Genomic DNA, 25,859 nt, shown 5'->3' on the forward strand with positions numbered 1-25,859 from the left:
CACTCTGCTCTGTCGTTGAAGCTCCAAATTTCTGAAAATAAATCACGACTTCCACGGATTCTGAGCGGATTCGTGTATTCGATGAGATTGGCACAGATGTTGCTAAAAGTTCTCAGCACGCACCGAGTTCGGATGCGGAATGAGGTTGGAATTGCTATCAGCGGGTTGCTGACAGGCCGTGACTTTATGTAAATGGAACGCGTGCAGAACGTGGCTAGCGGTCGAATGACTTGGCGGTCTAGCGCAGACCGGGGCCGGTAGTGATGATAAGTACAGAAAAGGTCACGGCGCTTAATTGGTACATTTTTCAGGAGCAAAAGGACGTTTGCCTCGGGTTTAGCTGCCACAATTCAGTTCATATGCGCCTCCAAGGCCAGTAAATTTGGGGAGCCTTCCAAGGTCTTCCCCAATTTTTTCCAGTGCTTTTCCTGCCTTTGCGATACCCATCATTGCGCTGAGAGTTTCCATATTCCGCTCTTTGTTGTGTGTTGAATCCAAAATTCATTTCTCGCATCTGTATTCTTGAATTGGCCCAGAGTAATACCCGGAGGAGGTCAACCGATGGGAATTAAGGAGACATTTGAAAAGGCCGCGGATTCAATCATCAAAAGTGCTAAAGAAACTATGGGCATTGAAGAAGAGCGCGAACGTACACGTGGCACAGGAGTAGATATGCCGGAAAGCGGATTCTCGGGAGAGGTTGAACCCGAACTTGCTGGAGAACACCCTGAACCATTATATATGTCGGAAATGGAAAGCGAAGAGGAAGCTTACGAAGAAGCAGCTTACTTTGATACCGGTTTGATTGGTGCCGGTTTCAAGCGAGATTTTGTGGACAATATCCGAGATACGGCCGACGCTCGTGCAAACGAACAGAATGTTCGTCCTCAAATGGAAGTTTGGCCGTTCGAAGACGATTGGGGACATTGGGTTTTATCCCATGAAGACCCAGCCCGTTCCGTAGTCTGCAATACTCCGGAATTCAAGGATTCTCCGTATTGCGGTCACGGCGTCCACTAGCCAGCGGTTTTGTCAGATGTGTAGGTAGGAAACCCTGGGGAAGAGACGAGGTTCTCTTCCCGTTTTTTATATGCCAGTTGACATAATTACTGATCTTTTGACCACATTGTCGAGCGGTGCTTTTCGCAATCGGACGCTATTTTATACACTTGCCATATTATAAATATCCTACAGGGATGGAGCGAATCCTTTCCTCAAGGTGTTTTCGCTCACGCTTCTGTCGTGCATGAACTGTATGAGGTAATTCGGACCACCAGCTTTATACCCTATCCCGGACATTCGGAATCCCCCGAATGGCTGTCTTCCTACGAGCGCACCCGTAATCTTTCGGTTAACATATAAATTTCCCACATCAAAATCGGCTATCACCTTTTGGATATTTTGGGGGCTCCTGGAGAACACTCCCCCGGTAAGGGCATACCGGGAGTCATTAGCCATACATAAAGCGGATTCCAAGGTGGGTGCTCGTAACAATACCAGCACCGGTCCGAAGATTTCTTCTCTCACGAGTGAAGAGTGAAGGGGAAGATCGGCAAACAGGTGAGGTCCGATGAAGAACCCGTTTTCCGGGCCTGGTTTGGCAAGGAGAGCATTTCCTTCCTTGATTCCGGTTTCAATGTATTTCTGAATTTTCTGTGCAGATATTTGATCCACGACAGGACCGAAGAAATTCCAGGGCTTATCCGTAGGACCGATTCGCAGACTGTTCATCGATCGCTGTAATCGCAAGGCGAAATCTTCGTACACGGAATCCACCACTATGACTCTGGAGCATGCAGAACATTTCTGTCCCTGATATTCCAAAGCTGAATCGAGTACTCCTCTTACGGCTTCATCCAAATCCGCGGTTTCATCGACAATGATTGCATTCTTGCCTCCCGTCTCGGCTATTACTCGCTTCACTCCTTTTTGATGTGGTTCCGTTTTGCCCGCAACGCTCACAATGTGAAGCCCCACTTCTCTGGAGCCGGTGAAGGAAACAAAATCTACTTCCGGGTGAGAAACGAGGTACTCTCCGGTTTCACTCCCCGGGCCCGGAACGAATTGCAGAACCCCTGGAGGCAACCCCACTGTTTTAAAAATCTCGGCAAGATGCCATCCGCATACTGAGCTGAGTCCCGATGGCTTGAAGATCACAGTATTTCCGGTAACAAGTGCAGCGGAAACCATGCCGGTCGGAATGGCGATGGGAAAATTCCAGGGTGAAATTACGAGCCCCACGCCAAGGGGTTCGTAAAAATACAGGTTTTCTTCGCCCGGATAGGCGCCCGGCATGGTCGCTTGGCCGAGTCTTATCATTTCGCGGCCGTAGTATTCCAAATAGTCGATTGCTTCGGCAATGTCGCCATCTGCATCCTTCCAGGTCTTACCCACTTCAAGAATTTCAAGTGCCGCTAATTTGAACCGCCGTTTTCTCATTTCCGCGGCTGCTCGGAAGAGATAATCTGCTCGTTCCTGAGGGGAAGTCTTCTTCCACGCGACGAATGCCTCCCGCGCTGAATCGACTGCCTCCCGGGCCTGGTCTCGGTTGGCACGGGAGACTCTTCCGACGAGCTGTTCGGGCCGCGCCGGGTTGATGGAGAGCGTGGTTTCATCGGTAAAAATTTCCCGATCCTGGATAATAAGAGGGTAATTGTTGCCGAGATTCTCTTCAACAGTAGCGAGAGCATCGTACATTGCAGATCGATTCTGAGCTCTTGAAAAGTCCGTCACGGGCTCATTCATGAATCCGACTGAAGCGGGGGGCTGAACGAAACTCTCATCGAGCTGCGGGGAATGAACCAGTTCAATGCCGGTGTTATCGAAAAACGAACGCTTGAGAAACGACTCGGAAAACGTATTCTCCAGGAGTCGTCTTATCAGGAATGCCATGCCTGGAATCAACTCCCCCGTAGGGATGTAAGCCCTGACGCGATACCCCATTTTCTGGACGGCTTTTCGGACAGGTTCCGCCATTCCGTAAATCATCTGAAATTCCAAAGCGTTTTTCGGAAGACCTGCATCCTCCGCGACTGCCATGGCATAGCTCAGACTTCTCACATTGTGGCTTGCAAAGGCAGGTCGGATGATATCGATGTTATCCAGGACTACTTTGGTCAGTTGTTCGTAATGAAGATCTGTCTTTTCTTTTTCCAGAAATACGGGAATCGGCCAGCCTTTCCTCGGATTGACCACGGTTTCGTAATCCCAGTAAGCCCCTTTTACCAGCCGTACCCCAAACCGACGATCATGCTTGCGAGCCCACTCCGCAAGGTGTGTGAAATCCGCCGCTGTCTCGGGAAGATATGTTTGGAGCACAATTCCGGGATATTCAAAATCCGGATGGTCCAGGAGGAGGGCTTTGAAGATTTCGATTGTGACATCTTTGAGATAATACTGCTCCATGTCGATGGTGACCGAGACCCCTTGTTCCTGAGCAGCTCTGAATATCGGCGCAAGATTCTTGCTGGTGCTGAGGATCGAACCGTCCCAATCCACAGGGTCAAGTTGCGAGTAAAAGGAGGTTACCTTGAGCGAGACATCAAGGCGGGGAATGGGGCCGCGATCGTCAGCATCCAACAACGGCATGTCCTGCCACGATCTTGCAGCAGGACCCAGCACGTTCATCACTTCCAGGTACCTGTTGACGTAGTGGCCGGCTTCGTCATCACTAAGCACCTCTTCGCCTACGATATCCAGGCTTGCAGCAAGACCTTGCGTACGAAATGCATGAAGGGTGCTCAATGCGTCCGCTACGGTTCTCCCAGCTATGAACTGAGCAGCCAGTGAATCCAGCGCTCGCTTGAGTATTGTGGGAACGACTCGATCCAGGTCTGTTCGCCTGGATAGGCGATCCACCGCAATCCTCAATTCGGGAGGTATGGCATCCACATCGGAAAAATACTCTTGAAAAAGTTTGTAAACTGCCGAATCGGTCTTCAGGGTCGGCAGAACGTCCACAAACCTGAGCAACCTGGCTCTGAAGTCTTGATCCTGAATGGCCCAGCCGATAATTTTACCTTTCCATTTTTTCCGGTTGAAAAGAGTCGGGACTTCATCCCCCATGAACGAGTACATGATCTTCGCTTTTTCAAGGGCAAGTTGCTCCACATGCTCGGAAAAGCTCATAGGCTCGGGACCTTTCATGGTGTCGTTGGCATCATTATAGCTGGTTTACGATGTGAACGTTGATAGGGAAATCGAAGGCCGTGCGGTTTCATTAACACGTTGAGAGTGCCCGCTACGCAACTCTCTATCGGTAGGAGGAGGGGCGAAGCGACCATGCATCTGCAAGAGTTCTTCGCTTCGCTCCCGATGGCACTCGAAAATAGACAACGTTGTATCAGTTCAATTATTCGTGGGAAGAACCCCCGCCCCCTATAGGCGCTAACTTTGTCGCAATTCTTTGTCCCATAGGGACTAAAGAAAATAGCCCGGTAATTCATTGCCGGGAATTTGTGTATCAGTCGTCCCTCCAGGACTCGAAAATCATTAGGTTTTTCCTTAACCGGCGATAAATCGCCGGCCTATTGTCAGCTGTTCCTCCGGAACAAACGACCAAAAACACGATAAGTTAGCGCCTATCCCCCACTCCTTTAGTAAAGGAGGGTAGGGGGATTTAGAAAGTCAGAGGTATCATGATCGCAGGAGAAGCTTCTCGCTACCCCACGCAACGTTAACTAATGCTGAGACCGGGGCAAGGTATGCATCCGGTTTTCTCGGGTTCTCAACTTATTTTATGCCTTCCGCAACGCGCTTCTTGATTACTTTCTTATCCAATTTTCCGACGCTGGTTTTAGGGATTTGATCCACGATAACAAAGTTATCAGGTATCCCCCACTTGGAAACAGAGCCATCGTCCACGAACTTCTGGAGAAAGCTTTTGAGACTGTCCCCGGAAAGCGTGTCCTTAAAATCAGGTTTGGGAACCACCATGGCAAGGGGACGCTCGCCCCATTTTTCATCAGGTATTCCTACCACCGCGACTTCGGAAACCGCTTCGTGCTGGCTTATAAGACTCTCAAGGTACAGAGATGAAATCCATTCACCACCGGTTTTGATTACATCCTTCAGTCGATCCGTGATCTGAAGATAACCGGATGGGTCCACATTCGCGATGTCGCCGGTATGAAGCCAGCCGCCGCCCCAGAGTTCTTCCGATTTCTCGGGTTCCTTGAAGTAACCCTGAGTGAGCCACGGCGCTCGAACCACTATTTCGCCGGGTGTGCGCCCGTCTTTGGGGACTTCTTTTTCGCTCACCACGTCTTGCACCCTGATATTCACGAGAGGAACCGGCAAGCCGGTTTTCGTTCTGATGTCCAACTGCCTTTCCATGTCCCAGTCAACCATGTGGGACTGCACTGTTGCAAGTGTGAGAAGCGGGCATGTTTCCGACATTCCGTACCCGGTGTAGATCTGGATGCCTCGTTCAAGGGCCAATTTTGCCAATCCCCTCGGAAGGGCGGAGCCGCCGATGATCACTTTCCATCCGTTGAGGTCGACATCTTTGGCCGCAGGTGATGTCAGAATCATGTGCAGGATGGTCGGTACGCAGTGAGAGAATGTAACTTTCTCGGTTTGAAGAAGTTTGAGGAGCATGGCAGGCTCATAGCGTCCCGGATACACGTGCTTGGCTCCGAGCACTGTTGCCACGAATGGAACACCCCACGCGTGCACGTGAAACATGGGTGTTATCGGCATGTAGATGTCCGCGGACTGAAATCGTCCCGGTCCGCTGAACCCTGATAACGAAATTGCCATACCCAGCGTATGGAGAACCAGTTGTCGGTGGCTGTAATACACGCCCTTGGGATCGCCGGTGGTTCCTGTCGTATAAAACGTGGTTGCCTTGGCATTCTCGTCAAATTCCGGGAAATCGAACGAATCCACTGCTTGCGTCAGCATTTCTTCGTACTCGGCCGCGAGGGGCACGGATGTGGCGGGTTTTTCCGGGCCCTCTTTCAGGAGAATATATGTCTCTACCGTTTTGAGATGTGGACGAATGGCATCGATTATGGGCAAGAAGTCTTCATGTACCAACACTACTTTGTCTTCGGCATGATTCATGGTGAACAGGATCTGCTCGGGGGAAAGCCTGATGTTCACGGTGTGGAGAACGGCGCCGATCATGGGAATCGCGAAGAACGATTCCAGGTAGCGATGAGAATCCCAATCCAGTACGGCAACTGTGTCTCCCGGTTTGACACCCATGGATGTCAATGCCGAAGCGAGACGGTTAATCCGAGCGTACAGGTCCTTGTACGTATAACGCAGGGAATCGCGATACACAATTTCCTGATCGGGATTGTATATTATGGGTGTGTGAAGTAGCTGCTTGAGCAACAACGGATACGAGTACGCCGAAGGCGACTGGGTAACCAAACGCACTTGCTTGTCCATAATACCTCCTGAAAACGCGTGATTTTTATTTCTCTTGGGCTTCTGAAAATCGGCAGAGTCATGGATCCGAGAAAACAGAGCGTAAACGGAATTCCTGCATTGGTCAAGCGGCTTTTTTATTTGAAGATTGTGCATACTAAGAATGTTACGAACATAACGAGCAAAATAATTCCTGTCGGTAATCTAAAGCCGATCGACAACCCTTCACTACCCGAAAACGGGGAATTGGGGATGCCTGTCTCCCGCGCAAGCAGAATGGGCTGCAAATATGAAAGTTTGCAATCGTGTTGCACAGAACGGGCTGATTTCAAAACCTATGTCCCAGAGCACATAAATTGTATGGCGCGTTTTCAAGCTCTTACCCGCGACAATGAATACCTGTTTTATGTCGGCAATTGCTCTTGACTTTCGCTGAATCCCAATTTAGTCTGATACTGTTAAGCTAAATACAATTTCGTTTCTTGTTCACAAAAAAAGAATGTTTCGCGTAAACAATTCGAATAAGCCGGACCAATGCGGATTTCTGTGAGAGGTACGAACGATGTCTGAGTCGAAACGCAGTACACACGCCTCGATATATGCACGAGAGATGATTCTGGAAGCGCTTGAGGACAGAATCGTTTTGGATGGCGCAGTGGATCGAAACGCAGATGATTACGCAGACGCGGTTCTGGTTTCGGATCAGGCATTGGATCAAGGGCAGGGAGAAGTTGTTGCCGTTCTCGAGGACTACTGTGACGGCAATTGGCACTTCGTGAACGGATGGTGGTTTGCTTACCAGAACGGCTTTAATCTTTGGTACTATGACAGCCTCCACTATTACGCACAGGATGCAGCCACCTCGAGGTGGTTATGGTTCGATGCGGTCATTGATAATCAGTGGGAATATTATCAAACCTGGGAGTATGATTCTGCGATTGCATATTGGTACTACAACGATTGGAATGGTACCTATTATCATCAGAATGATGCACATCGTTATTATCACGATCATATCACCGGAATATGGTGGCAATACAACGCATATACGGGTGCATGGAATCCGGATGCCACGACACAGTTCGCGTACGGTCAGGAAACGCAGTACTGGAGCAACGGTGACACCGATCTGCATTGCTGGTTAACGAATGACGGCACTACACTCCTTGACTGGTGGATTTTTAACGCCGGTTCTGATGGCCAGTGGAGTGGAGGTGCACTCAATGTAGTTTTGGTTGATTACACGGATTTCTTCGAGTGTGTCGAGCAATATACCAAGACCGATGTAATCGTTATTGAGTACGACTTGACTAACGACGGTTTTGCTACGGTTGTTGACGGACTGAGAATTCTGTCGGATTATTATGATACTCAGATATCCAATCTTGCTGTCATGAGTCACGGCAACAGCACGGGGATGTATTTCGGTGAATGGATAAGTTCATCAAACTATAACAACTACTACAACGATTTCCTGGAACTAAATGCATATATGGTAGATAATGGGCAGATCATGCTCTATCATTGTCAAGTAGGCGCCGCATCGACCATGCTCGGCAAAATTGCGGTCTGGACGAGCACGGATGTGTTCGCAAATCTTGGGGATCAATGGTATTACTGGACTTGGTATTCCTCACCATATGAAGAAACGGATGGGATTTGGAATCACAATTATTATCAGGTGCATCTCGGTGAGTATCTTTTCGAATATAGGTCCGATCGATACGCCACGTATAATATGTTGTTCAATTTTGCGTGAAGTTAGCTTTTTCTCAATTCTAAATGCGTGTGTCCGGTAGTCGACATTTTCGCAAGATCAAAATGAGACCTACCTGTCTCAAGAGGGATACTTTGCTCGATGAGAGTCTCCCTGAAAGTTCGGTATAAGGATCATACTGGCCAGCTTTGGCATAGAATGAGGATGAGAACAGCAAACAACAAGACTGTTCACACCCTTGACAATATATACCCTATGAGGTATTTTATCCGTGACATGGGAAGTTGAATTCACAGACGAATTCGGCGAATGGTGGGAAAGGCTCACTGACGGAGAGCAAGAATCAGTGGACGCTGGCGTGCAGCTTTTGGAGGAGTATGGTCCAAGGCTTCGGTTTCCTTACTCCAGCGGCATCAATGGGTCAAGATATGGCCGCATGCGAGAATTACGTATCCAATATGCTGGCGATCCCTACCGTGTGCTTTACATCTTTGACCCGCGTCGAGTCGCTCTTTTGCTGATCGGCGGAGACAAGACGGGTGACGATCGCTGGTACGAAAAGTTTGTGCTTATCGCTGACCGGCTTTATGCCGAACATCTGGAGACATTAGAGAAAGAGGAAAGGGAAGATGGCTCGTAAGTTTGCCGAACTAAGAGCAAAGATGTCTGACGAATCAAGGGCTCGGGCTCATGCGCTCTATCAAAAGATGGCTGCCGAAATGGCACTCCATGAGTTGAGACGCGCTCGGGGGATTTCCCAGGAGGAGCTTGCGAAGGCCTTGCGCATCAAACAACCCAATGTAGCCAAGATGGAAAAACGTGCCGATATCTATATCTCAACGCTCCGAGCGACGATTGAAGCGATGGGAGGAACTCTCGACATTGTGGCTAATTTCCCTGAAGGCAAAGTGAAGATTAAGAATTTCTCGTCTATCGGCGAGGAGGAGAATCGAGAGGCAAAGGATAAGAGGGGGAAGAGACGATCTTCAGCAGAAATTTGTGCTGCAATGGCTCCGACAACCAATTCTACTCTCCCAGACAGATGATGAAAATTGAACGATGCAAAACAGGAAGGAGCGACTCAAACTACTGTCACTGTATGGACCGGACTTGAAAGAAGCCCTAAATTCTTCTCAGAAGAGGGCTGACTTTCCGGAAGTAGTTGATTGATATTGTCTACGTGATTCTCAGAATTGTTGACAATACTTCTTAGCCCGCAAATTTTCGCTCGAGCCGTATCACTTCGCTTTCTTGCCTGATTCTCCGTAATTCAGGAGTGAGTCTGAAAAACCAGTCCAGAATTTCCGGATCGAACTGCCTGCCTCTTTCCTCGCGCATTATTTCGAGCGCTTCTTCTTCCGAGTAGGCCTCTCTGTAAGGCCGCTTTGACATAAGTGCGTCATATACTTCGACGATGGCTGTTATGCGGGCTGATTCAGGGATTTCTTCTCCGGCCAGTCCCTTTGGATATCCGGAGCCGTCCCAACGCTCGTGATGATGGAGAGCGATTTCTTTTGCCATATCCAGCATTTCTATTTGCGTTCCATGAAGGAACTCGGCGCCGGATTCTGTATGCTTCTTGATCTCTTCAAATTCCTGCGTTGTCAATTTTCCCGGTTTCAGGAGTATTTCTCTCGAGACCGCAAGCTTACCCACATCGTGCATCATGGCCGCAATTTGAATATCATACACTTTCTGGGCGGTCCAGCCGATGGAATCCGCAAGAGCGCCGGCATAGAGACCCACTCTACGGACATGCATCTCAGATTCTCCCGTGAAGGAAGAGAGAGCGGCCATCAACCGGGAGACCGTCTTCTCTTCGCGCAACCGGATTGCCGTAATCCGTTGCTTTGCATGTTCCGCAAGATTTCGTTCATACTCTTGACTCATTAATTGCATATCGCGGCGTTCAAGAGCGCTTGCTACATTTATGAGAATCTCGTTTCTTTCAAAGGGCTTGATCACGTACCCATAAGCACCCAATTCCAGCGCAGTAATTCCCGTCTTCCGATCGTCAACGGCTGTCACCATGACCACAGCGACATCGCGAAATTTGGTCCTGACGATATTGAGCAGATCCAAACCTGACATTCCGGGCATCTTTATGTCACAAAGGACGAGATGAAATTTCTCCCGTTCCAGGTGCTCGAGAGCCCATTTTGCATCGGAAGCTATCGTGCATCTGTATCCGGCTGCTGTGAGCCAACGAAACAGAATTTCGCACACGTACGGTTCATCATCGACTATCAGAATGTTACGTATTCTCTCCTGGGTCATGAAATCACCTTGCCTTTATTCCGAGATGATAGACAAACGATACCTTACGATTTCTTCCAGGTCTATGAAAATGCCTCCGTATCCAAAACTCTGCGGATGGCTTGAAGCAATTCGATCTTTTGAAACGGCTTTCTGACAAAGTCAACAGGTCTAATGGCGGCCTCCGGAGCGGATGCAGTATCGATCGGATCGCTTCCTGCCAGTAACACCTTCACTCGCGGATTTATCTCTGCAAGCTGCTTGAGACACTGTCTTTCTCCCATATCGGGCATCATCGGATCAAGGATAATAAGAGCAACCTCTGAATGTTCCCGGCCATAGATCTGGATCAACTCTCGGCTATCCGCAGCCGTTAGTACCCGATATCCCGCAGCAATGAGACACCTGCTTCCCAGATCCCGAATGTAATCCTCCGCATCCGCCAGGAGAATGGTTTCTTTTCCCCTTATGGGTGAAACGAATCGTTTCGGTTCAAGGATATCTCCTTTGCTGGCCAACGCGGGAAAGAATGCATTGAAAACAGAACCTTTTCCGGGCTCACTCTCAAAAGTTGTGAAGCCCCCGTGCTGTTTCACTATGCCGTACACCATAGGCAGCCCGAGACCAGTTCCTTTCCCCGGATCTTTTGTGGTGAAGAAGGGCTCGAAAATGCGCTCTTGAATTTCCGGGGGAATGCCTTCTCCATCATCGGCGACCGTGAGTCGGACGTAATTTCCCTCTTTGGCCATGACGTGAGTCTGCGGTTCGTTTTCTTCGATCCGTACATTTTGCGTTCGAATTAAGAGCCGTCCACCTTCAGGCATTGCATCCTTTGCATTCACCGCAAAGTTGATCACTACCTGGTCCAAATGGGAAGCATCACCGATGATGTTCATGAGATCCGGAGCTAGATCCGTCTCGATTTTGATCATCTTCGGCAAAGTCCTGGTCAACATCTCACCAACGTGACGGATGGTGTCGTTCAGGTTCACCGGCCCGGGAGTCGTCTCTGTAGCCCGGCTGAACGTGAGAATTCGCTGAACCAGTCCTGCCCCATGTCGTGCAGATCGTATGATTTTCAGGATGTCTGCATAATCCTGATCGCTTTCCTCCTTGCCCTCCAAGAGCAGGTCCGCATAGCCGAGAATACCCGTGAGAAGATTGTTGAAATCGTGAGCAATTCCTCCCGCAAGAGTTCCTACTGCCTCCATTTTTTGTGCGTGCAACAACTGGGCTCTCAGTCGCTTGGCTTCGCTTGCGTCCGCGAGAAACATAAGAGCCGATGGTTGTTGGGCGTAATCGATACGAGTGACCCAGACTTGTGCATCAAAACTCTCTCCTGAGTTCTTCAGTCCTTTGAGTTCCCCATGTATTGCCTTCTTCTTGCCGGAGAAAATCATTTGATTCCAGGAGGCTGCAAAATCCCGGTCGTCTGTATGGACGAATTGTTCCGGCATCCTTCCCACGATTTCATCCAGCGATTCGCATCCGAGTATTTGGACGAACGAAGGATTCACATAAGCAAATCGACTGCTTGTGATAATTCCTATCCCTACCGGGGATAATTCTATGAGGAGGCGCGTGCGCTCTTCCGAGGCTTTGAGAGCATCTTCCATGGATTTTCTGTCGGTTATGTCTCTCCCCACGGACTGAATTTCAACAATCTGTTCTCGAGAATTGAAGATACCCTTGTGATTCCAATGAACCCAGCGAAGCTTGCCCCCCGGCAATAGAACTCTGTATTCGCCGGTCCTGGAGGGTGACTGAATGCGAAGAGCAGCCATTCCATCCGTGATGGTCTTGCGATCCTCATTCAGAACCAGATCCAGAAGATTGGAGCCTATAAGGGATTTTTCATCAACGCTGAAAAAGCTGAGAAAGCTGCTGTTCGCGAAGGTTATGGTGCCGTCGCTCAGAGTCCGACAAATGAGGTCTGTTTGCTGCTCGACTACTGCCCTGAATCGTTCTTCGCTCGCAATCAGTGCTTCTTCGGCCAATTTTTTGTCCGTGATGTCACGGATTACCGAGAGGCTTACCGTCCCCAATGCAGGATCGTCGATGTTAACCGAATCCAAAAGGACATCAATGATACTGCCGTCTTTTTTCACGAACCGGCAGAAAAAATCTTTGACCTGCGCACCGTTCCAGGATTTAGGAAGCAACTCTTCACATTGCGCTTTGCATTGAGGTGCAAAAATGAAGTCAAATTTTCTCCCTATGACCTCATCTTGCGAATAACCCAGTTCGTCCAACCACTTTGCATTCACATGGCGTATATAGCCATCGTAGTCTATGGAATGCATCATCACCGGCGCCTGATCGTACAGGTGACGGAATCTCGACTCAGACCTCCTTAGAGCTGCTTCGATTTCTCTTCGTTGAGCAATCTCAAATAAGAGCTGCTCATTTGTCTTAGCCAGATCTGCGGTACGCTCCTCTACTCGTTTCTCAAGTTCGTCTCGAGCCCGTATGAGCATGGCCTCGGTGGCTTTCAGCTTGGTGATGTCCGTCACTACGGCGGCATTTCCCTGATAACCGTCCGGATCCAGGAATGGACGGCTGGAAATGATGGCCGGAATTCTCCTGCCATTTTTCCCCAGATATACCACCTCACAGGAGTTGCCTTTTCCTTCTCTACCTTTTCCTATCTGTTGCTGGAGTATTTTGAAGCTTGTAGGATCCAGAAATTCGCTGATATGTCTCCCGATAATCTCTTCTCGAGAAAATCCAAGCATCTCACAATGCTTGTCATTCGCAAAGGTTATGATGCCGTACTCGTTCTGGATTGCAAAACCTTCGTTCATCAACTCTATGAGATTGCGATATTTTTCCTCACTCTGCCGTAATTGTTCCTGCGCCTGTTTTCTTTCCTCAATTTCAGCCCTGAGCTGCTCATTCATCTTCTCCAGTTCTGAGGTCCTCTCGCGAACTCGTTTTTCCAACTCGTCACGTGCTCGCTTCAGTTCAGCCTGATGACGGTGATTCTGGAGAAGTTGCTTTTTCTCGAGTGTTAGATCCTCAATAAGCACGAGTACCGATTGAAGCATTCCCAGTCGCAGACAGCGAAAATGAATCCTGCCCCAGATCTTGGATTTTTCGAACTTGAGCAGACCTTCGCAGCTTCTCGGTTTCTTGCTTACAAAGACGCTGCCAAGCAATGAACGGGCTGCAGTTGCTTCGTATTCCCGTTGAAAAAGTAGGATAAGATCGGTGCCGAACAGAATTTGTGGATCGCCGGTCAGTTTTCTGCACGCTTCGTTTGCAAACGTTATCTTTCGATACCGATCCACCAGCAGTGCGGGAAGGGGGATTCCGTGAAGCAGACCCTCCAGGCCGGTCCACTGCTCCTCTCCGACCTGGAAAGTGCCGGATGTGGTCAAGTACGATGCAATGAGAGGAGAAGGGTTTGTCTCGGCGATCTCGCTCAGCTCGGATTGAGAGCTGTCGACTGACTCGTCGTGAAAGGAGCGCGACCGCTGTTCCTCATCACCCATACGGACCTCGTGGAGCCCGATAAGACTGCCGGTCAGATAGGATCTGCCAACTCCGATATTGCCGGGCTTGGAAGATTTACTTAAAAACCGGAGAGTTATGTATCTTGCCAGAGAATGCACTCGAGCAATGAGTGCAGATGCACAGAGAAAAAGAATAACTGAACCGGTTATACATTGTAAATCCTTTTCTGTGTTCGGATGTAAGCCTTTCATCATTCGAGGGCATGTTCCCCAGCCTTCGTTATCTTATGTGCACAACTGGGAAATGATATAAACTGCCTTTATCCAATTGCTGCCCCTGTAGGACGTGTCATGATCCCCACTACGAACAAAGAGAGAATCCGGTTGGCACTAGCAGTATCTCTGATACTCGCTTTAGCAACTGCCGGAGTCTGGCTCGCAGTCTCAGGGCATCTGCAGTTATGGCTGGACTGGTTAAAGCAGCTCTTTGAAAGCAAAGAACGATTGCGCGATTACGTCCAAAGTTGGGGTGCGTGGGCTCCTGTCGCTTTTCTTTCGATGCAAGTTCTTCAAGTCCTTATTGCTCCCATACCCGGAGAAATCTCAGGAATAGCGGGCGGATTCATATTTGGCGCTTGGAAAGCCACACTCTTCTCAATTGTAGGCCTGACTTTGGGGTCCGCAATTGCTTTCCTGGCTGCGCGCGTTATAGGGCAACCTTTGGTAAAGTTGGTCGTCAGTCAGGAAACCATGGCCAAGTTTTATTCCTGGACGCACGGTAGCCGAACACTGGTATTGCTTGTACTCTTCTTGTTCCCCGGATTTCCGAAGGATCTGCTTTCATATTTCCTGGGTTTGACTCCTATGCGTTTTATCACCTTTGTGGGGATCTGCTTTTTAGGCCGTCTGCCGGGGACTTTGTTGCTGGGAGTAGGGGGCGCAGCCATTTACAAAGAAAACTGGCCTGTTTTGGGCATTGTCTCGGCGATCGCTATTGTCTTAGGATTGCTCGTATACTGGCAAAGGAATGCAATTGGGAAGTGGCTTGAAAGATAAGTGGCGAATGGAAATGGAATCTTCGGAACGCACCCGGAATGAGACAGAATCGGAACGAAGCTCTTCCGAACTAAGTCCCGATTCTCTCGGCAGGGTCATCGTCATGCAATCGATCATGTTGTCGTTGCGGATTGTGCCTTGAACTTGCCAGCGGTTTCAAAAAACCGATTGAATTCATCTTCGGATTCAAATGCACGCCTGGGCACCACGTAAGCTGTTACTGAGCTGTTGTAGATGAAGATGCAATCTTCATTCTTGACAATTTTCTCGACAGCATTCCATTTGGTTTTGGATTGACCCGATTCTGTAGTTTCCACGACTGAGTCAGCTTCGAGGCTAAAAACGCGCTTCCCAATCATCATCCTGTTCTGACCTTCCCGAAGAAAAGACCTCAGTTGTCTTTCCAGCACCCACCAATACAACTTAGGAAATAGAAGGATCCATACTAATAAAACTCCGAGCCAAAAAACCGTACTCCAAAGTACCAGTTCATAGAAGCCACTTATCAATGTGAGCACCACCGATGCCGTTATCGGTATGACATATCGCATCAGGTATTGGTCTCGACGTGCCGCCGGAGAATGCTCAAAATGATAGTAGTTGAAGGCCAGAATATCGTCTTCAGTGTTTTCGCATTCTATTATCACCGGTCTACTCCATCATCGAGCGATCTTTGGTTGCACGTTTCGGCCATTGATTCGGCGCCTGTCTCCATCAAAGCTTTCTCCTTATCGTTTCAGCACACTCATTCGACTGTCAATTCTCGAAAAACTCGCGTTCGTTGTTACTGAGATCCACTTTGAAAAGGATGACGTGTTTGGCCAGGTATTCGTTCTGCAGATTGGAAACCGCTTCAGCATCGAGATCGAACGCACGGATATACACGTAGCGTGATCCCTCGGGAGCAGATTCATATGTGCTGACGATACTCGCCAATCTACCGCCCTGTTCTCTGATCGGATCGGTAACTTCTCTGATCGAACCAGGGGCATCCTTCAGCAAGAATCCGAACAGAACTCCTCTGTGACTCAGCCCGCTCAAGGAGATGAGTGCGGCAAAGAGATCGTCCTTGGTAATGATTCCTTTGATTTCGCCTTTCTCGTCGACTACCGGAGCCCCTGAAATATTGTTCTCAAGGAGAACTTCTGCTGTTTCTTCGATCGTCCGGTCCGTAGAAATCGTCAAGGCTGGTTTACTCATGATGGAGCCTACTGCCATCCGTGCGACGTGATACATAACATTCTGAAAATCCAGAAGGCATGCATCTGAAGGAGACGCGCGCTTGACATCACGATCTGTCACGATTCCGACGAGTTTTCCCTCCTCCATAACGGGGAGAATGCTGATATTATTCTCCATGAGCAGGTTTATTGCTTCTTGAAGGGGAGCGTGGGAATCAATGGTCACTACATCTTTATTCATCCAATTTTTGACTAGCATATGTTGTTTCCTCCGTATTTCGCCGGTCGCATGCATCCGGCGAATTCTGCATAAGCAGAAATCAATTTCCAGACCTGCTAAAAATAACAGAAGCTTCCGAAGAGTCCAATGCATTTTCCGTTATGGATCGATTCATTTTTTCTGGGTAAAGAACAGGTTTTCACCATGGAAATCAGGACAGAAGAACGAAGTGAGCCTCAACCATCGTCTTAGACGAGTGGATCGAGTTTTCCAGGGAGGATGAAATGCTGATTGTTGGTATTGAATTCGGCGAACGGGAGTTCATCATTGAACTTGATAACGGCCAAAAGATAGATGTTCCTCTTAGACTTTATCCTCGCTTGACTTATGCGAGCCCCGACGAATTGAGGAACTGTCGTTTTATAGGCGATGGGGAGGGCATCCATTGGGAAGATCTTGACGAAGATATTAGTATTGAGAACATTTTTTCCGGTGAAGGATCGCACGAAAGTAAGCACTCGCTCAGAAAATGGTTAAAAAGTAGGAATCAGTTGACTATGGGCGTGTAGCGTTTTGCGAATTCTGCGAACCGCACCGCGGTCTGTCGCCCCTGAGCGCAGACACGATCACATCACTTACCGATAAAATGGCCTGTCCCGCAATAACTCGATCTTCAGCGACATCCTTCCAAATGTTACTACGATTTTATCCACGTCCAAGCTTCTTCAAGGCTTTCAACAGGGAATGTTTTGATTTGAGCACGTACAAAGTACGATTTAAATTTCATCCACTGTTCAAGCCATTTTGGCCCTCCCACGGCTGCAACTTTATCGAAATCATTCTGGTGTTTCGTTCCGAATTTTGCATAATCCCAGAATCCACCGGATGTCCATCCGCCGAAATCTTTATCCATGAAAAACAAGAAGCGGGCAGAACCGTGGGTTTGAATAAGAGCTTCTAATTTGGGGATCAAAACGTTTTCGTAATCTTCCTCGGTAAGTTTATTTATCGCCCGAACAGCGAGAATATTTCCTTCACTTCTATCCAATATTTCTATCATTTATGACCTCGAGCATTTCTGCATTTAACAATTCAGAGTTATTCCCGTCTAACAAATATTTAGACTTACAAGTGCTGTGTTATGTTCCAAGGACTTCTTGGTTGCTTCTTTTCGCATGACACAATGCTCTTCTCCTCCTCTTCCGATAGCCTAAAGTTGATTTCAATGGCTTCATATGGCATCATCCGTTCTCACCTGGAAACGCATGAAAGGAATGAAAGTGACCGAATATAAAGATCCTAAGACGGAAGAAGGCGAAGTCGTAAAGGAAGAGACGACTCAGCAGGAGCAGGCCATTGAGGATGAGCCGATAAACGTAACATTCTTTGACCGGGTATTGGCGTTTCTCGCACTCGTTTATCCTTTTTCGCTCCTTATAGACCAGATGCAGAAACTTCTTCTCGACTGGGTCGGAACTACCGTCAACAATATGCTGGTTCTTGTCGGACTGATTGCTTTCTTGATCGTGGTAAACGAGGTTGCAAAGCTCCTGTACAAACTACGCCACCGCAATCAAACGTGATTCCGGAACCGGACCGTTGATCTTTTCAACCGCTGAACATTGCATCATGTACTTCCCTTGAATAACAGACTATGAGGTGTGTTATGGAGCACAGAATCAAGGTGGATGAAACTCACCTTATCCATGCTTCTCAGCTTGATGTGCCGCCCAGATTACTTCTCGGACCGGGACCCTCCAACGTGGATGCGCGAGTGCTTCAAGCTCTCGCAATGCCCGAAATAGGGCATCTCGATCCGAGATTCATCGAGCTTATGAATGAAATCCAGGAATTGCTTCGCTACGTATGGCAAACCGACAACACCATGACCATACCTATGAGTGGAACCGGCAGTGCAGCCATGGAGGCGACCCTTGCCAATTCCGTGGAACCCGGGGATATCGTTCTCGTGGGAGTAAACGGATACTTTGGCGAGCGGCTCTGTGATATGGCTTCCAGGTATGGTGCGGACGTGCGCCGGATCGAAAAAGCCTGGGGAGAGGTTTTCTCTCTGGAAGAAATAGCTGATGCGCTCAAGATGCATCGGCCTGCCATACTGGGACTCATCCACGGGGAAACCTCCACAGGTGCCATGCAGCCCATGGAAGGCATCGGTAAGCTCTGCAGAGAATTCAATGCATTGCTCCTCTTGGATACTGTCACCAGCCTTGGAGGTGCGCCTGTTTTCCTCGACCACTGGCATGTAGATCTGGCCTACAGCGGGTCCCAGAAATGTATTAGCTGTCCTCCCGGAATAGCGCCTTTCACCATGAGTAAACGAGCAGTCGAGAAACTGAAACGCCGCAAGACCAAGGTCGCAAGCTGGTACCTGGATGTGAACCTGGTTGCCAAATATTGGGGGAGTGAACGCACTTATCATCATACTGCTCCCATCAATATGAATTACGCTCTCCGGGAAGCATTGAGAATCATTGCCGAAGAAGGTCTCGAAGACCGCTGGGAACGTCACAGAGCAAATGCAGAACGCCTGTACGAAGGACTCCAGGAATTGGGCATCGAATGCCACGTAGCCAAAGAATACCGGCTGCCCAGCCTGACAACCGCACTCGTGCCCGATGGAATCGACAGCAAAGCTGTCAGCTCGTACTTGCTAAGAAAATTCAACATCGAAATAGCGGCCGGATTAGGTCAATTGGCCGGGAAGGTCTGGCGTATCGGGCTCATGGGATTCAACTCTCGAAGGGAGAACGTGAAGTTGCTTCTCTCAGCCTTGAGCGAAGCACTGGAAGCAGCAGGATGATATGTGTCTGTTCATAGAAGATGCTGACTTCTACATGCCACAGATAACAGTATGAGCGAACCGAGCCTACGATTCGTGAGTGATTCTCTTGGTGACCGTATTTCTTTCTGCAAGCACAATTGTGTAGCTCAGAAAACGACAAACCAGTTCAATAAAGTGATGAAAGTTCATAAACTATAAATGTGAGTCAAAGTGCATAAATAAGAGGTGAACTCAATGAAATTGCAGGTAGTGATACACGAAGCCGAGGAAGGGGGGTACTGGGCGGAAATCCCCGCGATTCCCGGATGTGCCACACAAGGAGAGACATTCGAGGAACTACTGAAGAATATCTATGAAGCCGTTGAAGGTTGTCTATCTGTGTCTGTCGAACAGCCCAAAGTTACAGACGGTGACCGAATCATGGAAATCGTTGTATGAAGTAGACTTTCCGACCTAACATCAATCGGATAATTAGCTCGATAGCATACTTTTCATAGCTTCCAGCGCTAGATAGTACGAATATTCTCCGAAACCGGCTATCTGCCCGGTACATACGCCTGCAAGAACCGATTCGTGTCTGAATTCTTCTCTTCTATGAATGTTGGACAAATGCACTTCTATCGCAGGCACTCCTGCTGCGGCAATGGCATCTCTCAGGGAAACGCTTGTATGAGTCAGGCCGCCGGGATTGATGATGATACCGTCCATCCATCCCATCTTCTCCTGAATAATGTCGATCAATGCGCCCTCATGGTTGGATTGAAAAGAATGGAGCTGAATATTTGCAGTCTGTGCTGCCTTGGCTAATTTTTCATCTATTTGCTTAAGGGTAGTAGTCCCGTATATGTCGGGTTCTCTCGTCCCGAGAAGATTAAGATTAGGACCGTTTATTACCAGTATCCTCATTGTTCGATTCACTTTCTACCTTGTTCGCTTTGCTTTTTGTGTTTGCCGCATTCTTTGTTACGCGTTTCGGCAACTCGTTCGATATCTTGTGCACGTGATCGCAAAGACGGTCAATGTACCGATCTATTGTTCGTCGTACGGCTTCGGGGTGTTCCGCATTTTCACGCAAGACTGATTCGAAGGCTCTAAGTCCTGTCAACAATGCGCACAACTGATTGCGCACAGAATGAACATCATAGTCGACGGAATCCGACTCATGGCCAATTTCAATCGTGTCGGCAGAGCTGCCTTTCTTCGTGCTCAAAGCGGCTCTCACGAGTTCCGATAGTGCCGGCGCTTCGTATGGTTTCAACAAAAATCCGAAGAGATCCGGCCTTAACTCCGGGGGAGGGGGGGCTCCGCTGATGAGTATGACCGGAGTACCCGGCGACTCTTCCATGATTTCATCCATCAGTTCAAGCCCGTTCCCGTCCGTCAGGTGAAGGTCTGAGATTACCGCGCGAAATTCGTGCCCCTTCATATGCTCTCGTGCGTCGTGATAACCTGCGGCAATTGTCACTGACAGCCCTTCGATGTCACGTTCGAGATTCCTCGCAGTGAAGTAGGCCAAGGTTGTATTGTCATCCACAATCAATACTCTGTCCATTTCACAAACCTGCACTTTATTGAACCGGTAATCAAGAGAAATGCTGTTGCTGTCGTATCCTTTCAGTTATTCGTGGGAAAAATCCCCCCTGCCCCCCTTTACTAAGGGGGGATTGCAGGTTGCTTCTTTACCCCCCTTTTATAAAGGGAGGTTGGGGGGATTTAGAGACTCGGGGGAACTGTGATTCCAGAAAAAGGTTTTCTTTACCCCGAGTAACTGAATGATTACTTGCTGTCCTCGTACACGCGTTTCAGCATTATTCATACCAATTCAGCATGTCCATTTATGCACATGAAAACAAGAGGATGCGGCTGACGCGGCGGGAAGTAGCGTTATGCGAAATCGGGCTTAAGTGTGGAAATCCCGCTTTCAGGAAATAAATTAGTAATTCTAAACATCTAAGAAAACACGTGATGCGTGAATTACACGCAATCCAGTCTCGAAAGAGTGCTAATCACCGGTCTTCGTCGAGACCGATCGCCTTCATCTGGTGTGCAAAAGCATGGCGAGAGAGCCCCAAGGATCTGGCTGCTTCCTGTTTGTTTCCCCTCGATCTCCGGAGCGCTTCAAGAATGAGAGCCCTCTTGAGATCGCGCGTAATGTCGTGAATGCTCTTGGTTTGGGGAAAATTCACCATGTACGTCCAATTCTCCTGGTCTCCTGCAGCGCCCAATGAAGACAGATTGATCTGACCGGAATCGGACAGCATGACACCGCGTTCCAGGGCATTCCTCAGTTCCCTGATGTTTCCCGGCCAATGATAACCGGAGAGCGTCCTAAGTGCTCGGTCGTCTGCTTCTATAGGCCTTTGCAGGCCCATTTCGTCGCTCAATTGACCGAGGATCTCCTGCACCAGAAGCGGCAGATCTTCCATCCTTCGCCGGAGTGGAGGAACCTTGATAGTGAGCACGTTCAGGCGATAATAGAGATCGCTCCGGAATCGACCTTGATCTACCTCTTTCTCCAACTCTTTATTCGTGGCGGCTATGAGCCTCGCGTTCACGGGAATTTGCGTCTCACCGCCTACTCTCGTGAAGGTACGGGTATCGAGAAACGTCAACAATTTTGCCTGCATGGGAGTGCTGAGTTCTCCGATCTCGTTAAGCAGCAGGGTACCGCCCTCGGCAAGCTCGAGTAATCCTCTCTTACGCCCACGCGCTCCGGTGAACGATCCCGGTTCGTGTCCGAACAGCTCTGATTCTGCCAGCTCGGGAGCCACTGCAGCGCAGTTTATGGCAAAGAAAGGGCCATTGGAGCGTTTCGATCTATTGTGAATGTGCCGTGCAATAAAGTCTTTACCGCTCCCGCTTTCACCGAGAAGGAGCACAATACTGTCAGTCTGAGCGGCATAGCGGGCTTGAACCATGACAGCCTGCATGGCTTCGGAGGGGTACTCCTCGATTGCAGCATCGGGCTTCTGGGGTCTCCGGGAAAGCACGGGCCCTGTCCTTCGGAGCAGCTTTATTTCCTCATCCCTGAGCCGATCGTGCATTGCATTTCGAACGGCGAGAAGGAGTTCATCCGGTTCAAAGGGTTTGGTCAGATATTCCCTGGCACCCCTCCTGGTTGCCTCAACTGCCGACTTTATGGACCCGAATGCGGTGATAATGATGTACCCGGCGGAAGGATGCTTTTCAGCGAGTTCCGTGAGGAGGCGCGTTCCATCTACATCGGGTAATTTGAGATCTATGAGAACCACGTCAGGAAAGTATGATGCGACAGCCTTTCGGGCAGATCTTCCGTCGTGGACACCGATAGGTTCGTAGCCTTCGGTTCGCAAGAGATGCTCCAGATGCCGTACAAGTTGAATTTCATCATCTACGATGAGCACCGTCCCCGCCATTTACCGTAACCTTTCTGAATCACTCTTTTGATCGAAGTACAGGCCGAGATTGTGAGACTTGAAATACTCGCATTCGAGACATTCAGGGCACCAGGATCCAGTCCTGGTCCGGTATTCCCGTCCTTTTATCGCCCAGCAAAATTGTGGATCTTCGCCGTACCGGACTTCACACGTATGACAGTCTCGCGCATGATGAGGGTTCGATATGTGTCTACAGTGCGGTCGGTCGGCAGTAGGAAGCAGGATCTCCAGCACAGTTGCGCCGGGAATCCATGAACTAAACGATATAACCCCGCCATGACACTCAACTATGTCCCGGGCGGCAGCCAACCCCAAACCCATGGCTTTCTTCTTCGTGGTGACGAAAGGTCTGAACACTGAGGTTACGGTGAGATCGGCTGACAAACCCGGACCCGTATCTTGTACGAAAATGCCTACAACGCTTCCGGAATAACCGGGCAAGACGGATGAAATCTTACTCCTGTCGATAGTTCGGTGCCCGATTGTGATGGTGTCCCCGGATTTGCATGCTTCCAGAGCATTCAGAACGATGTGAGACATGGCCCTGGTTATAGCCGCTTCATGGCCGAGGATCCATGTTTCCGGTCCTGCAACTCTGCGCAACTGTATCCCCTTGCTCGATGCGGACGCGTCAAAATGTCCGGCACACTCTGCGAGGAGCTTCGCCACGTTTATCCGGGAAGGAGCATCTTCTACAGGCATCAGCACTTCTGAAAACCTGTTCACAACAGCAACGACCGAACGAGCCGCCTCCAGTACGAATCGCAAGTTTTCCACATCTCCCCGATTCAGACTTGAGGAAGTCTCCAGCAATTGCAGTCCTGCAAAAATCACTGCGAGCGGATCTCGAATCTCGTGACTGAGCTTACGCGCCATCTTCTCCATTGTGGAAAGCTGCTGTAAATCCAATCGGCGTTTCTCCAGGTCTTCGGTTCGCGTCACGTCCCTCAGGAGGATGAAATAAGCATCGTCCTGAGGCAAAAATTCCAAGCTATACTCGATGATCCGCTCATGCGATCCCAAGGGGACAATGAAACGTCCTTCTCGTTCCCGGAGTGAAGGCGATACGGAGATCCCATTGTTCGTCACTTCGGATATGTTCAAGCCTTTTATCGCAAAGTCGCAATTCAATATCCTCTGAGCAGACGGGTTTGACAAAAGTATACGACCGCTCTTGTCGGTCACAATGAAACCCGAACCGGACTTGCGTACCGATCGACATAAAAGTTCGTTCTCAGAGGAGACTTCCCTGTTCATGGCAGATTTTCTCGTGTCGGCAGAGTCACCCGATCCGCGGCCAAGGTGTTTTGTCAATTTGTTGCGAGTTAATTCGTCGCCGCCGTCCGACGTCGCAGCTCACATTTTGCCGAAAACGCGCCTGCATTGTCGCGCAAGATTGGAGACCCAAAAATAAGAAACGAATTGCGGCACGCGCGCGAGAATGCCGATTCCAAGTGCGTTAAAGAGTATCGGTGACGGCGAGCTGAAGTCAAGTACATTGACCTGAAAAGTAAGTATTCCTCGAAAACAATCGATGAAAAGATGCCAAAGTATGGCATGGCGTGTTATGAGTGTATTTTTCCGCGCATAATGGACGGAAGCATCGGACGCGTTGCGTATAATACCATTTCGCAATTATGCATATGAGATGGCGAAGGCTGAGGTGTTCTGAGCGGAGTGATCAGACGGCTTTGCGTCGTCCGGAGCGAAGGATACCTCAGCGTCCCAGATTATGAAAAGAAAAGCCAATCCGTACATAGCGATTGCCAAGAATTCTGACGTTTATCCCATGCTCCAATACAAGATACTAGTGGGGACCGACGTCCCTGTCGGTCCATTGTATCGATATCATTGATCATATTGAAGATGTGCCGGCACGGAGGCACGGCACCCACCAATATTCCTGATTTTCAACCGGACACTAATTTTAGCGACTGCTATAAGTCACGCCACAAAAAAATGGCCCGGAAAACCGGGCCGAATAGGGTATGGTTTATTTCTCTGTTGGAAATCTTTGTCTCACAAAAAAGATTGGTTGTCAACAGTTTTGAGAATTTAATTTAAGAAATGCATATAATATGATGATTTCAAGCATCAATTTGTTTATTTCTATTGAAGAAGTGTCTGCTTCGGAAACGAACCGATCACTTTCACCAGCCTGTTCTCTTTCATGATTTCTGCAAGACATTCGCTTATTTGCGGGTCGTCCCTGTGCCCGTCCAGATCTACGAAAAAAGCATATCTCCAAGGCATACTGCCTTTTTCGGGGCGAGATTCTATACGGGACAGGTTGATACCGCGCCGCGAAAATTTTTCGAGAATTCTGAATAGAGCTCCCGGTTCGTTTTCGGTCCAAAAGACGATTGAAGTCCGATCTTTCCCGGTGGGGGGTGGTTTCAAGGTACCGAGAACAAGGAAGCGCGTAATGTTTTCCTGCCTATCCTGGATACCTTTTCTGATCACCTTGAGTCCCAGGTCCGTGCCAAGGGTTTCGCTCGCTATTGCCGCCACCCGGGAATCGGCTCTGGCCTTTTCGGCTGCCACAGCAGTACTGGATGTTTCCTGGAGGGGAATTCCGGGGAGCTTTCTGGCGAGCCACGATCTACACTGCGCAAGGGCCTGGGGATGTGACATGACGATTTTGACGTCTTCCATCTTTCCGGAAAGATTCATGAGCGTATGGCTGATGCGAATAGCAATCTCTCCGCATACGCCTACCGTGGATGTCATGAGCATGTCGTGCGTCTCACTGACGGATCCCTCGATGCTATTTTCTATGGGGACCACGCCGAACTGCGCTCTTGCCTGTGCCACTTCGTGGAACACTTCCGTGATGCTCTCGCACGCTGTGAAGGGCAGGGATCGTCCGAATCGTTCCCGGGCGGCTTCATGGGTATACGTTCCGGCAGGGCCGAAGAATGCTACGGTTATGGGTTCCTGAAGCAGTCGGGAACCTGAGAAGATTTCCCGGTATATGGCTCTTAGCGTTATTTCCGGAAGCGGACCGTCATTCAAGTCACGTAAACGCGCCAGGACGCGCTCCTCCCGGTCAGGATCGAAAACGCTCTGACCCAGGGAATTCTTTGACTGTCCAATTTGCCGGGAAAAGGACATTCTTTGGTTGAGAAGTCTCAGAATGGTGGCATCAAGTGCATCGATTTCCGCTCTCAGTTCGTCGATAGTGCTGGAAGTCATTGATCTCTCATTTCGGAGTACATTTGGTTTTCCAGGGTGTGGCACAGACCGAATTATTTACCGTGAACGGATGAAAAAGCAAGTTCCGTATAGTGAACGTCGCAACATCTCAGGACTATTTGGTTTTTTTAAAAAAACCTTGACAGCATCTCCCCGTTGTGTGAGAATCGTCTCCAAGAGGA

General features: G+C 49.1%; 22 protein-coding genes. 9 read left to right on the plus strand and 13 right to left on the minus strand.

Going from position 1 to position 25,859, the window contains the following annotated elements:
- Nucleotides 1-336 precede the first annotated feature (336 nt).
- Nucleotides 337-468, minus strand: coding sequence for a hypothetical protein (locus DESTI_RS31580; protein WP_014809165.1), 132 nt, complete (start codon nucleotides 466-468; stop codon nucleotides 337-339).
- A 93-nt stretch (nucleotides 469-561) separates the two neighbouring features.
- Between DESTI_RS31580 and DESTI_RS06505 the strand changes: the two genes are divergently transcribed.
- Nucleotides 562-1,020 (plus strand): hypothetical protein, encoded by a 459-nt coding sequence (locus tag DESTI_RS06505; RefSeq protein ID WP_014809166.1) that lies wholly within the window; start codon nucleotides 562-564, stop codon nucleotides 1,018-1,020.
- A gap of 168 nt (nucleotides 1,021-1,188) precedes the next feature.
- Here the strand turns inward: DESTI_RS06505 and DESTI_RS06510 are convergent, their stop codons facing one another.
- A complete protein-coding gene (locus tag DESTI_RS06510) occupies nucleotides 1,189-4,146 on the minus strand; it encodes a proline dehydrogenase family protein (RefSeq protein WP_083846645.1) in 2,958 nt (985 codons plus the stop codon).
- Between the two features lie 585 nt (nucleotides 4,147-4,731).
- Entirely contained in the window at nucleotides 4,732-6,399 is a 1,668-nt protein-coding gene (locus DESTI_RS06515) for a fatty acid--CoA ligase (protein WP_014809168.1), read from the minus strand.
- A gap of 541 nt (nucleotides 6,400-6,940) precedes the next feature.
- Between DESTI_RS06515 and DESTI_RS06525 the strand changes: the two genes are divergently transcribed.
- From DESTI_RS06525 to DESTI_RS06535, 3 genes are all read left to right on the plus strand, one after another.
- Nucleotides 6,941-8,137 carry a DUF4347 domain-containing protein gene (locus DESTI_RS06525; protein ID WP_014809169.1) on the plus strand — a complete coding sequence of 399 codons (1,197 nt, stop codon included), beginning with the start codon at nucleotides 6,941-6,943 and terminating at the stop codon, nucleotides 8,135-8,137.
- 229 nt (nucleotides 8,138-8,366) lie between these two features.
- Nucleotides 8,367-8,735, plus strand: a complete 369-nt coding sequence (locus DESTI_RS06530; protein WP_014809170.1) for a type II toxin-antitoxin system RelE/ParE family toxin — start codon at nucleotides 8,367-8,369, stop codon at nucleotides 8,733-8,735.
- Nucleotides 8,725-9,141, plus strand: coding sequence for an XRE family transcriptional regulator (locus DESTI_RS06535; RefSeq protein WP_014809171.1), 417 nt, complete (start codon nucleotides 8,725-8,727; stop codon nucleotides 9,139-9,141). The genes DESTI_RS06530 and DESTI_RS06535 overlap by 11 nt, the downstream gene beginning before the upstream one ends.
- A 163-nt stretch (nucleotides 9,142-9,304) precedes the next feature.
- Here DESTI_RS06535 and DESTI_RS06540 read toward each other — a convergent pair whose 3' ends face one another.
- Together DESTI_RS06540 and DESTI_RS06545 are read right to left on the minus strand one after the other, a co-directional pair.
- Nucleotides 9,305-10,372, minus strand: a complete 1,068-nt coding sequence (locus tag DESTI_RS06540) for an HD domain-containing phosphohydrolase (RefSeq protein ID WP_014809172.1) — start codon at nucleotides 10,370-10,372, stop codon at nucleotides 9,305-9,307.
- A 62-nt stretch (nucleotides 10,373-10,434) separates the two neighbouring features.
- The gene (locus DESTI_RS06545; RefSeq protein ID WP_169316373.1) at nucleotides 10,435-13,845 is read right to left on the minus strand and encodes a PAS domain S-box protein; all 3,411 of its coding nucleotides are present in this window, start codon (nucleotides 13,843-13,845) and stop codon (nucleotides 10,435-10,437) included.
- 312 nt (nucleotides 13,846-14,157) lie between these two features.
- On the opposite strand from DESTI_RS06545, the gene DESTI_RS06550 reads away from it, so the two are divergent.
- The gene (locus DESTI_RS06550; protein ID WP_014809174.1) at nucleotides 14,158-14,862 is read left to right on the plus strand and encodes a TVP38/TMEM64 family protein; all 705 of its coding nucleotides are present in this window, start codon (nucleotides 14,158-14,160) and stop codon (nucleotides 14,860-14,862) included.
- A gap of 113 nt (nucleotides 14,863-14,975) precedes the next feature.
- On the opposite strand, the gene DESTI_RS06555 is transcribed toward DESTI_RS06550, so the two are convergent.
- Complete coding sequence (locus DESTI_RS06555) at nucleotides 14,976-15,509, minus strand: YcxB family protein (protein WP_014809175.1); 534 nt, start codon at nucleotides 15,507-15,509, stop codon at nucleotides 14,976-14,978.
- Nucleotides 15,510-15,618: 109 nt separating this feature from the next.
- Nucleotides 15,619-16,302, minus strand: a complete 684-nt coding sequence (locus DESTI_RS06560; protein ID WP_014809176.1) for a CBS and ACT domain-containing protein — start codon at nucleotides 16,300-16,302, stop codon at nucleotides 15,619-15,621.
- A 245-nt stretch (nucleotides 16,303-16,547) separates the two neighbouring features.
- On the opposite strand from DESTI_RS06560, the gene DESTI_RS06565 reads away from it, so the two are divergent.
- Nucleotides 16,548-16,832 (plus strand): DUF2442 domain-containing protein, encoded by a 285-nt coding sequence (locus tag DESTI_RS06565; RefSeq protein ID WP_014809177.1) that lies wholly within the window; start codon nucleotides 16,548-16,550, stop codon nucleotides 16,830-16,832.
- Between the two features lie 128 nt (nucleotides 16,833-16,960).
- Here DESTI_RS06565 and DESTI_RS06570 read toward each other — a convergent pair whose 3' ends face one another.
- Nucleotides 16,961-17,323: a SpoIIAA family protein gene (locus DESTI_RS06570; RefSeq protein ID WP_014809178.1), complete on the minus strand. Its 363-nt coding sequence runs from the start codon at nucleotides 17,321-17,323 to the stop codon at nucleotides 16,961-16,963.
- A gap of 205 nt (nucleotides 17,324-17,528) precedes the next feature.
- Between DESTI_RS06570 and DESTI_RS06575 the strand changes: the two genes are divergently transcribed.
- From DESTI_RS06575 to DESTI_RS06585, 3 genes are all read left to right on the plus strand, one after another.
- Nucleotides 17,529-17,846, plus strand: coding sequence for a hypothetical protein (locus tag DESTI_RS06575; protein ID WP_014809179.1), 318 nt, complete (start codon nucleotides 17,529-17,531; stop codon nucleotides 17,844-17,846).
- An 83-nt stretch (nucleotides 17,847-17,929) separates the two neighbouring features.
- A complete protein-coding gene (locus DESTI_RS06580; protein ID WP_014809180.1) occupies nucleotides 17,930-19,084 on the plus strand; it encodes a pyridoxal-phosphate-dependent aminotransferase family protein in 1,155 nt (384 codons plus the stop codon).
- 216 nt (nucleotides 19,085-19,300) lie between these two features.
- Nucleotides 19,301-19,504, plus strand: coding sequence for a type II toxin-antitoxin system HicB family antitoxin (locus tag DESTI_RS06585; protein WP_014809181.1), 204 nt, complete (start codon nucleotides 19,301-19,303; stop codon nucleotides 19,502-19,504).
- Nucleotides 19,505-19,537: 33 nt separating this feature from the next.
- Here DESTI_RS06585 and aroQ read toward each other — a convergent pair whose 3' ends face one another.
- The 5 genes from aroQ to pheA all read right to left on the minus strand — a co-directional run bounded on the left by aroQ (nucleotide 19,538) and on the right by pheA (nucleotide 25,677).
- Nucleotides 19,538-19,972 carry a type II 3-dehydroquinate dehydratase gene (gene aroQ / locus DESTI_RS06590; protein WP_041286020.1) on the minus strand — a complete coding sequence of 145 codons (435 nt, stop codon included), beginning with the start codon at nucleotides 19,970-19,972 and terminating at the stop codon, nucleotides 19,538-19,540.
- Entirely contained in the window at nucleotides 19,944-20,618 is a 675-nt protein-coding gene (locus DESTI_RS06595; protein ID WP_014809183.1) for a response regulator, read from the minus strand. The genes aroQ and DESTI_RS06595 overlap by 29 nt, the downstream gene beginning before the upstream one ends.
- 454 nt (nucleotides 20,619-21,072) lie before the next feature.
- Nucleotides 21,073-22,461, minus strand: a complete 1,389-nt coding sequence (locus DESTI_RS06600; protein ID WP_014809184.1) for a sigma-54-dependent transcriptional regulator — start codon at nucleotides 22,459-22,461, stop codon at nucleotides 21,073-21,075.
- Nucleotides 22,462-23,739 carry a two-component system sensor histidine kinase NtrB gene (locus tag DESTI_RS06605; RefSeq protein ID WP_014809185.1) on the minus strand — a complete coding sequence of 426 codons (1,278 nt, stop codon included), beginning with the start codon at nucleotides 23,737-23,739 and terminating at the stop codon, nucleotides 22,462-22,464. It lies immediately after the preceding gene.
- Nucleotides 23,740-24,591: 852 nt separating this feature from the next.
- Nucleotides 24,592-25,677, minus strand: a complete 1,086-nt coding sequence (pheA, locus tag DESTI_RS06610) for a prephenate dehydratase (protein ID WP_014809186.1) — start codon at nucleotides 25,675-25,677, stop codon at nucleotides 24,592-24,594.
- Nucleotides 25,678-25,859 lie beyond the last annotated feature (182 nt).

Origin of the sequence: Desulfomonile tiedjei DSM 6799 (assembly GCF_000266945.1) — a bacterium.
GTDB lineage: Bacteria > Desulfobacterota > Desulfomonilia > Desulfomonilales > Desulfomonilaceae > Desulfomonile > Desulfomonile tiedjei.

Excerpts from the sequence above, each read along its gene's own strand:
- DESTI_RS31580 (WP_014809165.1), bottom strand. The coding sequence starts at position 468 with ATGGAAACTCTCAGCGCAATGATGGGTATCGCAAAGGCAGGAAAAGCA.
- DESTI_RS06505 (WP_014809166.1), top strand. The coding sequence starts at position 562 with ATGGGAATTAAGGAGACATTTGAAAAGGCCGCGGATTCAATCATCAAA.
- DESTI_RS06510 (WP_083846645.1), bottom strand. The coding sequence starts at position 4,146 with ATGAAAGGTCCCGAGCCTATGAGCTTTTCCGAGCATGTGGAGCAACTT.
- DESTI_RS06515 (WP_014809168.1), bottom strand. The coding sequence starts at position 6,399 with ATGGACAAGCAAGTGCGTTTGGTTACCCAGTCGCCTTCGGCGTACTCG.
- DESTI_RS06525 (WP_014809169.1), top strand. The coding sequence starts at position 6,941 with ATGTCTGAGTCGAAACGCAGTACACACGCCTCGATATATGCACGAGAG.
- DESTI_RS06535 (WP_014809171.1), top strand. The coding sequence starts at position 8,725 with ATGGCTCGTAAGTTTGCCGAACTAAGAGCAAAGATGTCTGACGAATCA.
- DESTI_RS06540 (WP_014809172.1), bottom strand. The coding sequence starts at position 10,372 with ATGACCCAGGAGAGAATACGTAACATTCTGATAGTCGATGATGAACCG.
- DESTI_RS06545 (WP_169316373.1), bottom strand. The coding sequence starts at position 13,845 with ATGGGTGATGAGGAACAGCGGTCGCGCTCCTTTCACGACGAGTCAGTC.
- DESTI_RS06550 (WP_014809174.1), top strand. The coding sequence starts at position 14,158 with ATGATCCCCACTACGAACAAAGAGAGAATCCGGTTGGCACTAGCAGTA.
- DESTI_RS06560 (WP_014809176.1), bottom strand. The coding sequence starts at position 16,302 with ATGCTAGTCAAAAATTGGATGAATAAAGATGTAGTGACCATTGATTCC.
- DESTI_RS06565 (WP_014809177.1), top strand. The coding sequence starts at position 16,548 with ATGCTGATTGTTGGTATTGAATTCGGCGAACGGGAGTTCATCATTGAA.
- DESTI_RS06570 (WP_014809178.1), bottom strand. The coding sequence starts at position 17,323 with ATGATAGAAATATTGGATAGAAGTGAAGGAAATATTCTCGCTGTTCGG.
- DESTI_RS06575 (WP_014809179.1), top strand. The coding sequence starts at position 17,529 with ATGAAAGGAATGAAAGTGACCGAATATAAAGATCCTAAGACGGAAGAA.
- DESTI_RS06580 (WP_014809180.1), top strand. The coding sequence starts at position 17,930 with ATGGAGCACAGAATCAAGGTGGATGAAACTCACCTTATCCATGCTTCT.
- DESTI_RS06585 (WP_014809181.1), top strand. The coding sequence starts at position 19,301 with ATGAAATTGCAGGTAGTGATACACGAAGCCGAGGAAGGGGGGTACTGG.
- aroQ (WP_041286020.1), bottom strand. The coding sequence starts at position 19,972 with ATGAGGATACTGGTAATAAACGGTCCTAATCTTAATCTTCTCGGGACG.
- DESTI_RS06595 (WP_014809183.1), bottom strand. The coding sequence starts at position 20,618 with ATGGACAGAGTATTGATTGTGGATGACAATACAACCTTGGCCTACTTC.
- DESTI_RS06600 (WP_014809184.1), bottom strand. The coding sequence starts at position 22,461 with ATGGCGGGGACGGTGCTCATCGTAGATGATGAAATTCAACTTGTACGG.
- DESTI_RS06605 (WP_014809185.1), bottom strand. The coding sequence starts at position 23,739 with ATGAACAGGGAAGTCTCCTCTGAGAACGAACTTTTATGTCGATCGGTA.
- pheA (WP_014809186.1), bottom strand. The coding sequence starts at position 25,677 with ATGACTTCCAGCACTATCGACGAACTGAGAGCGGAAATCGATGCACTT.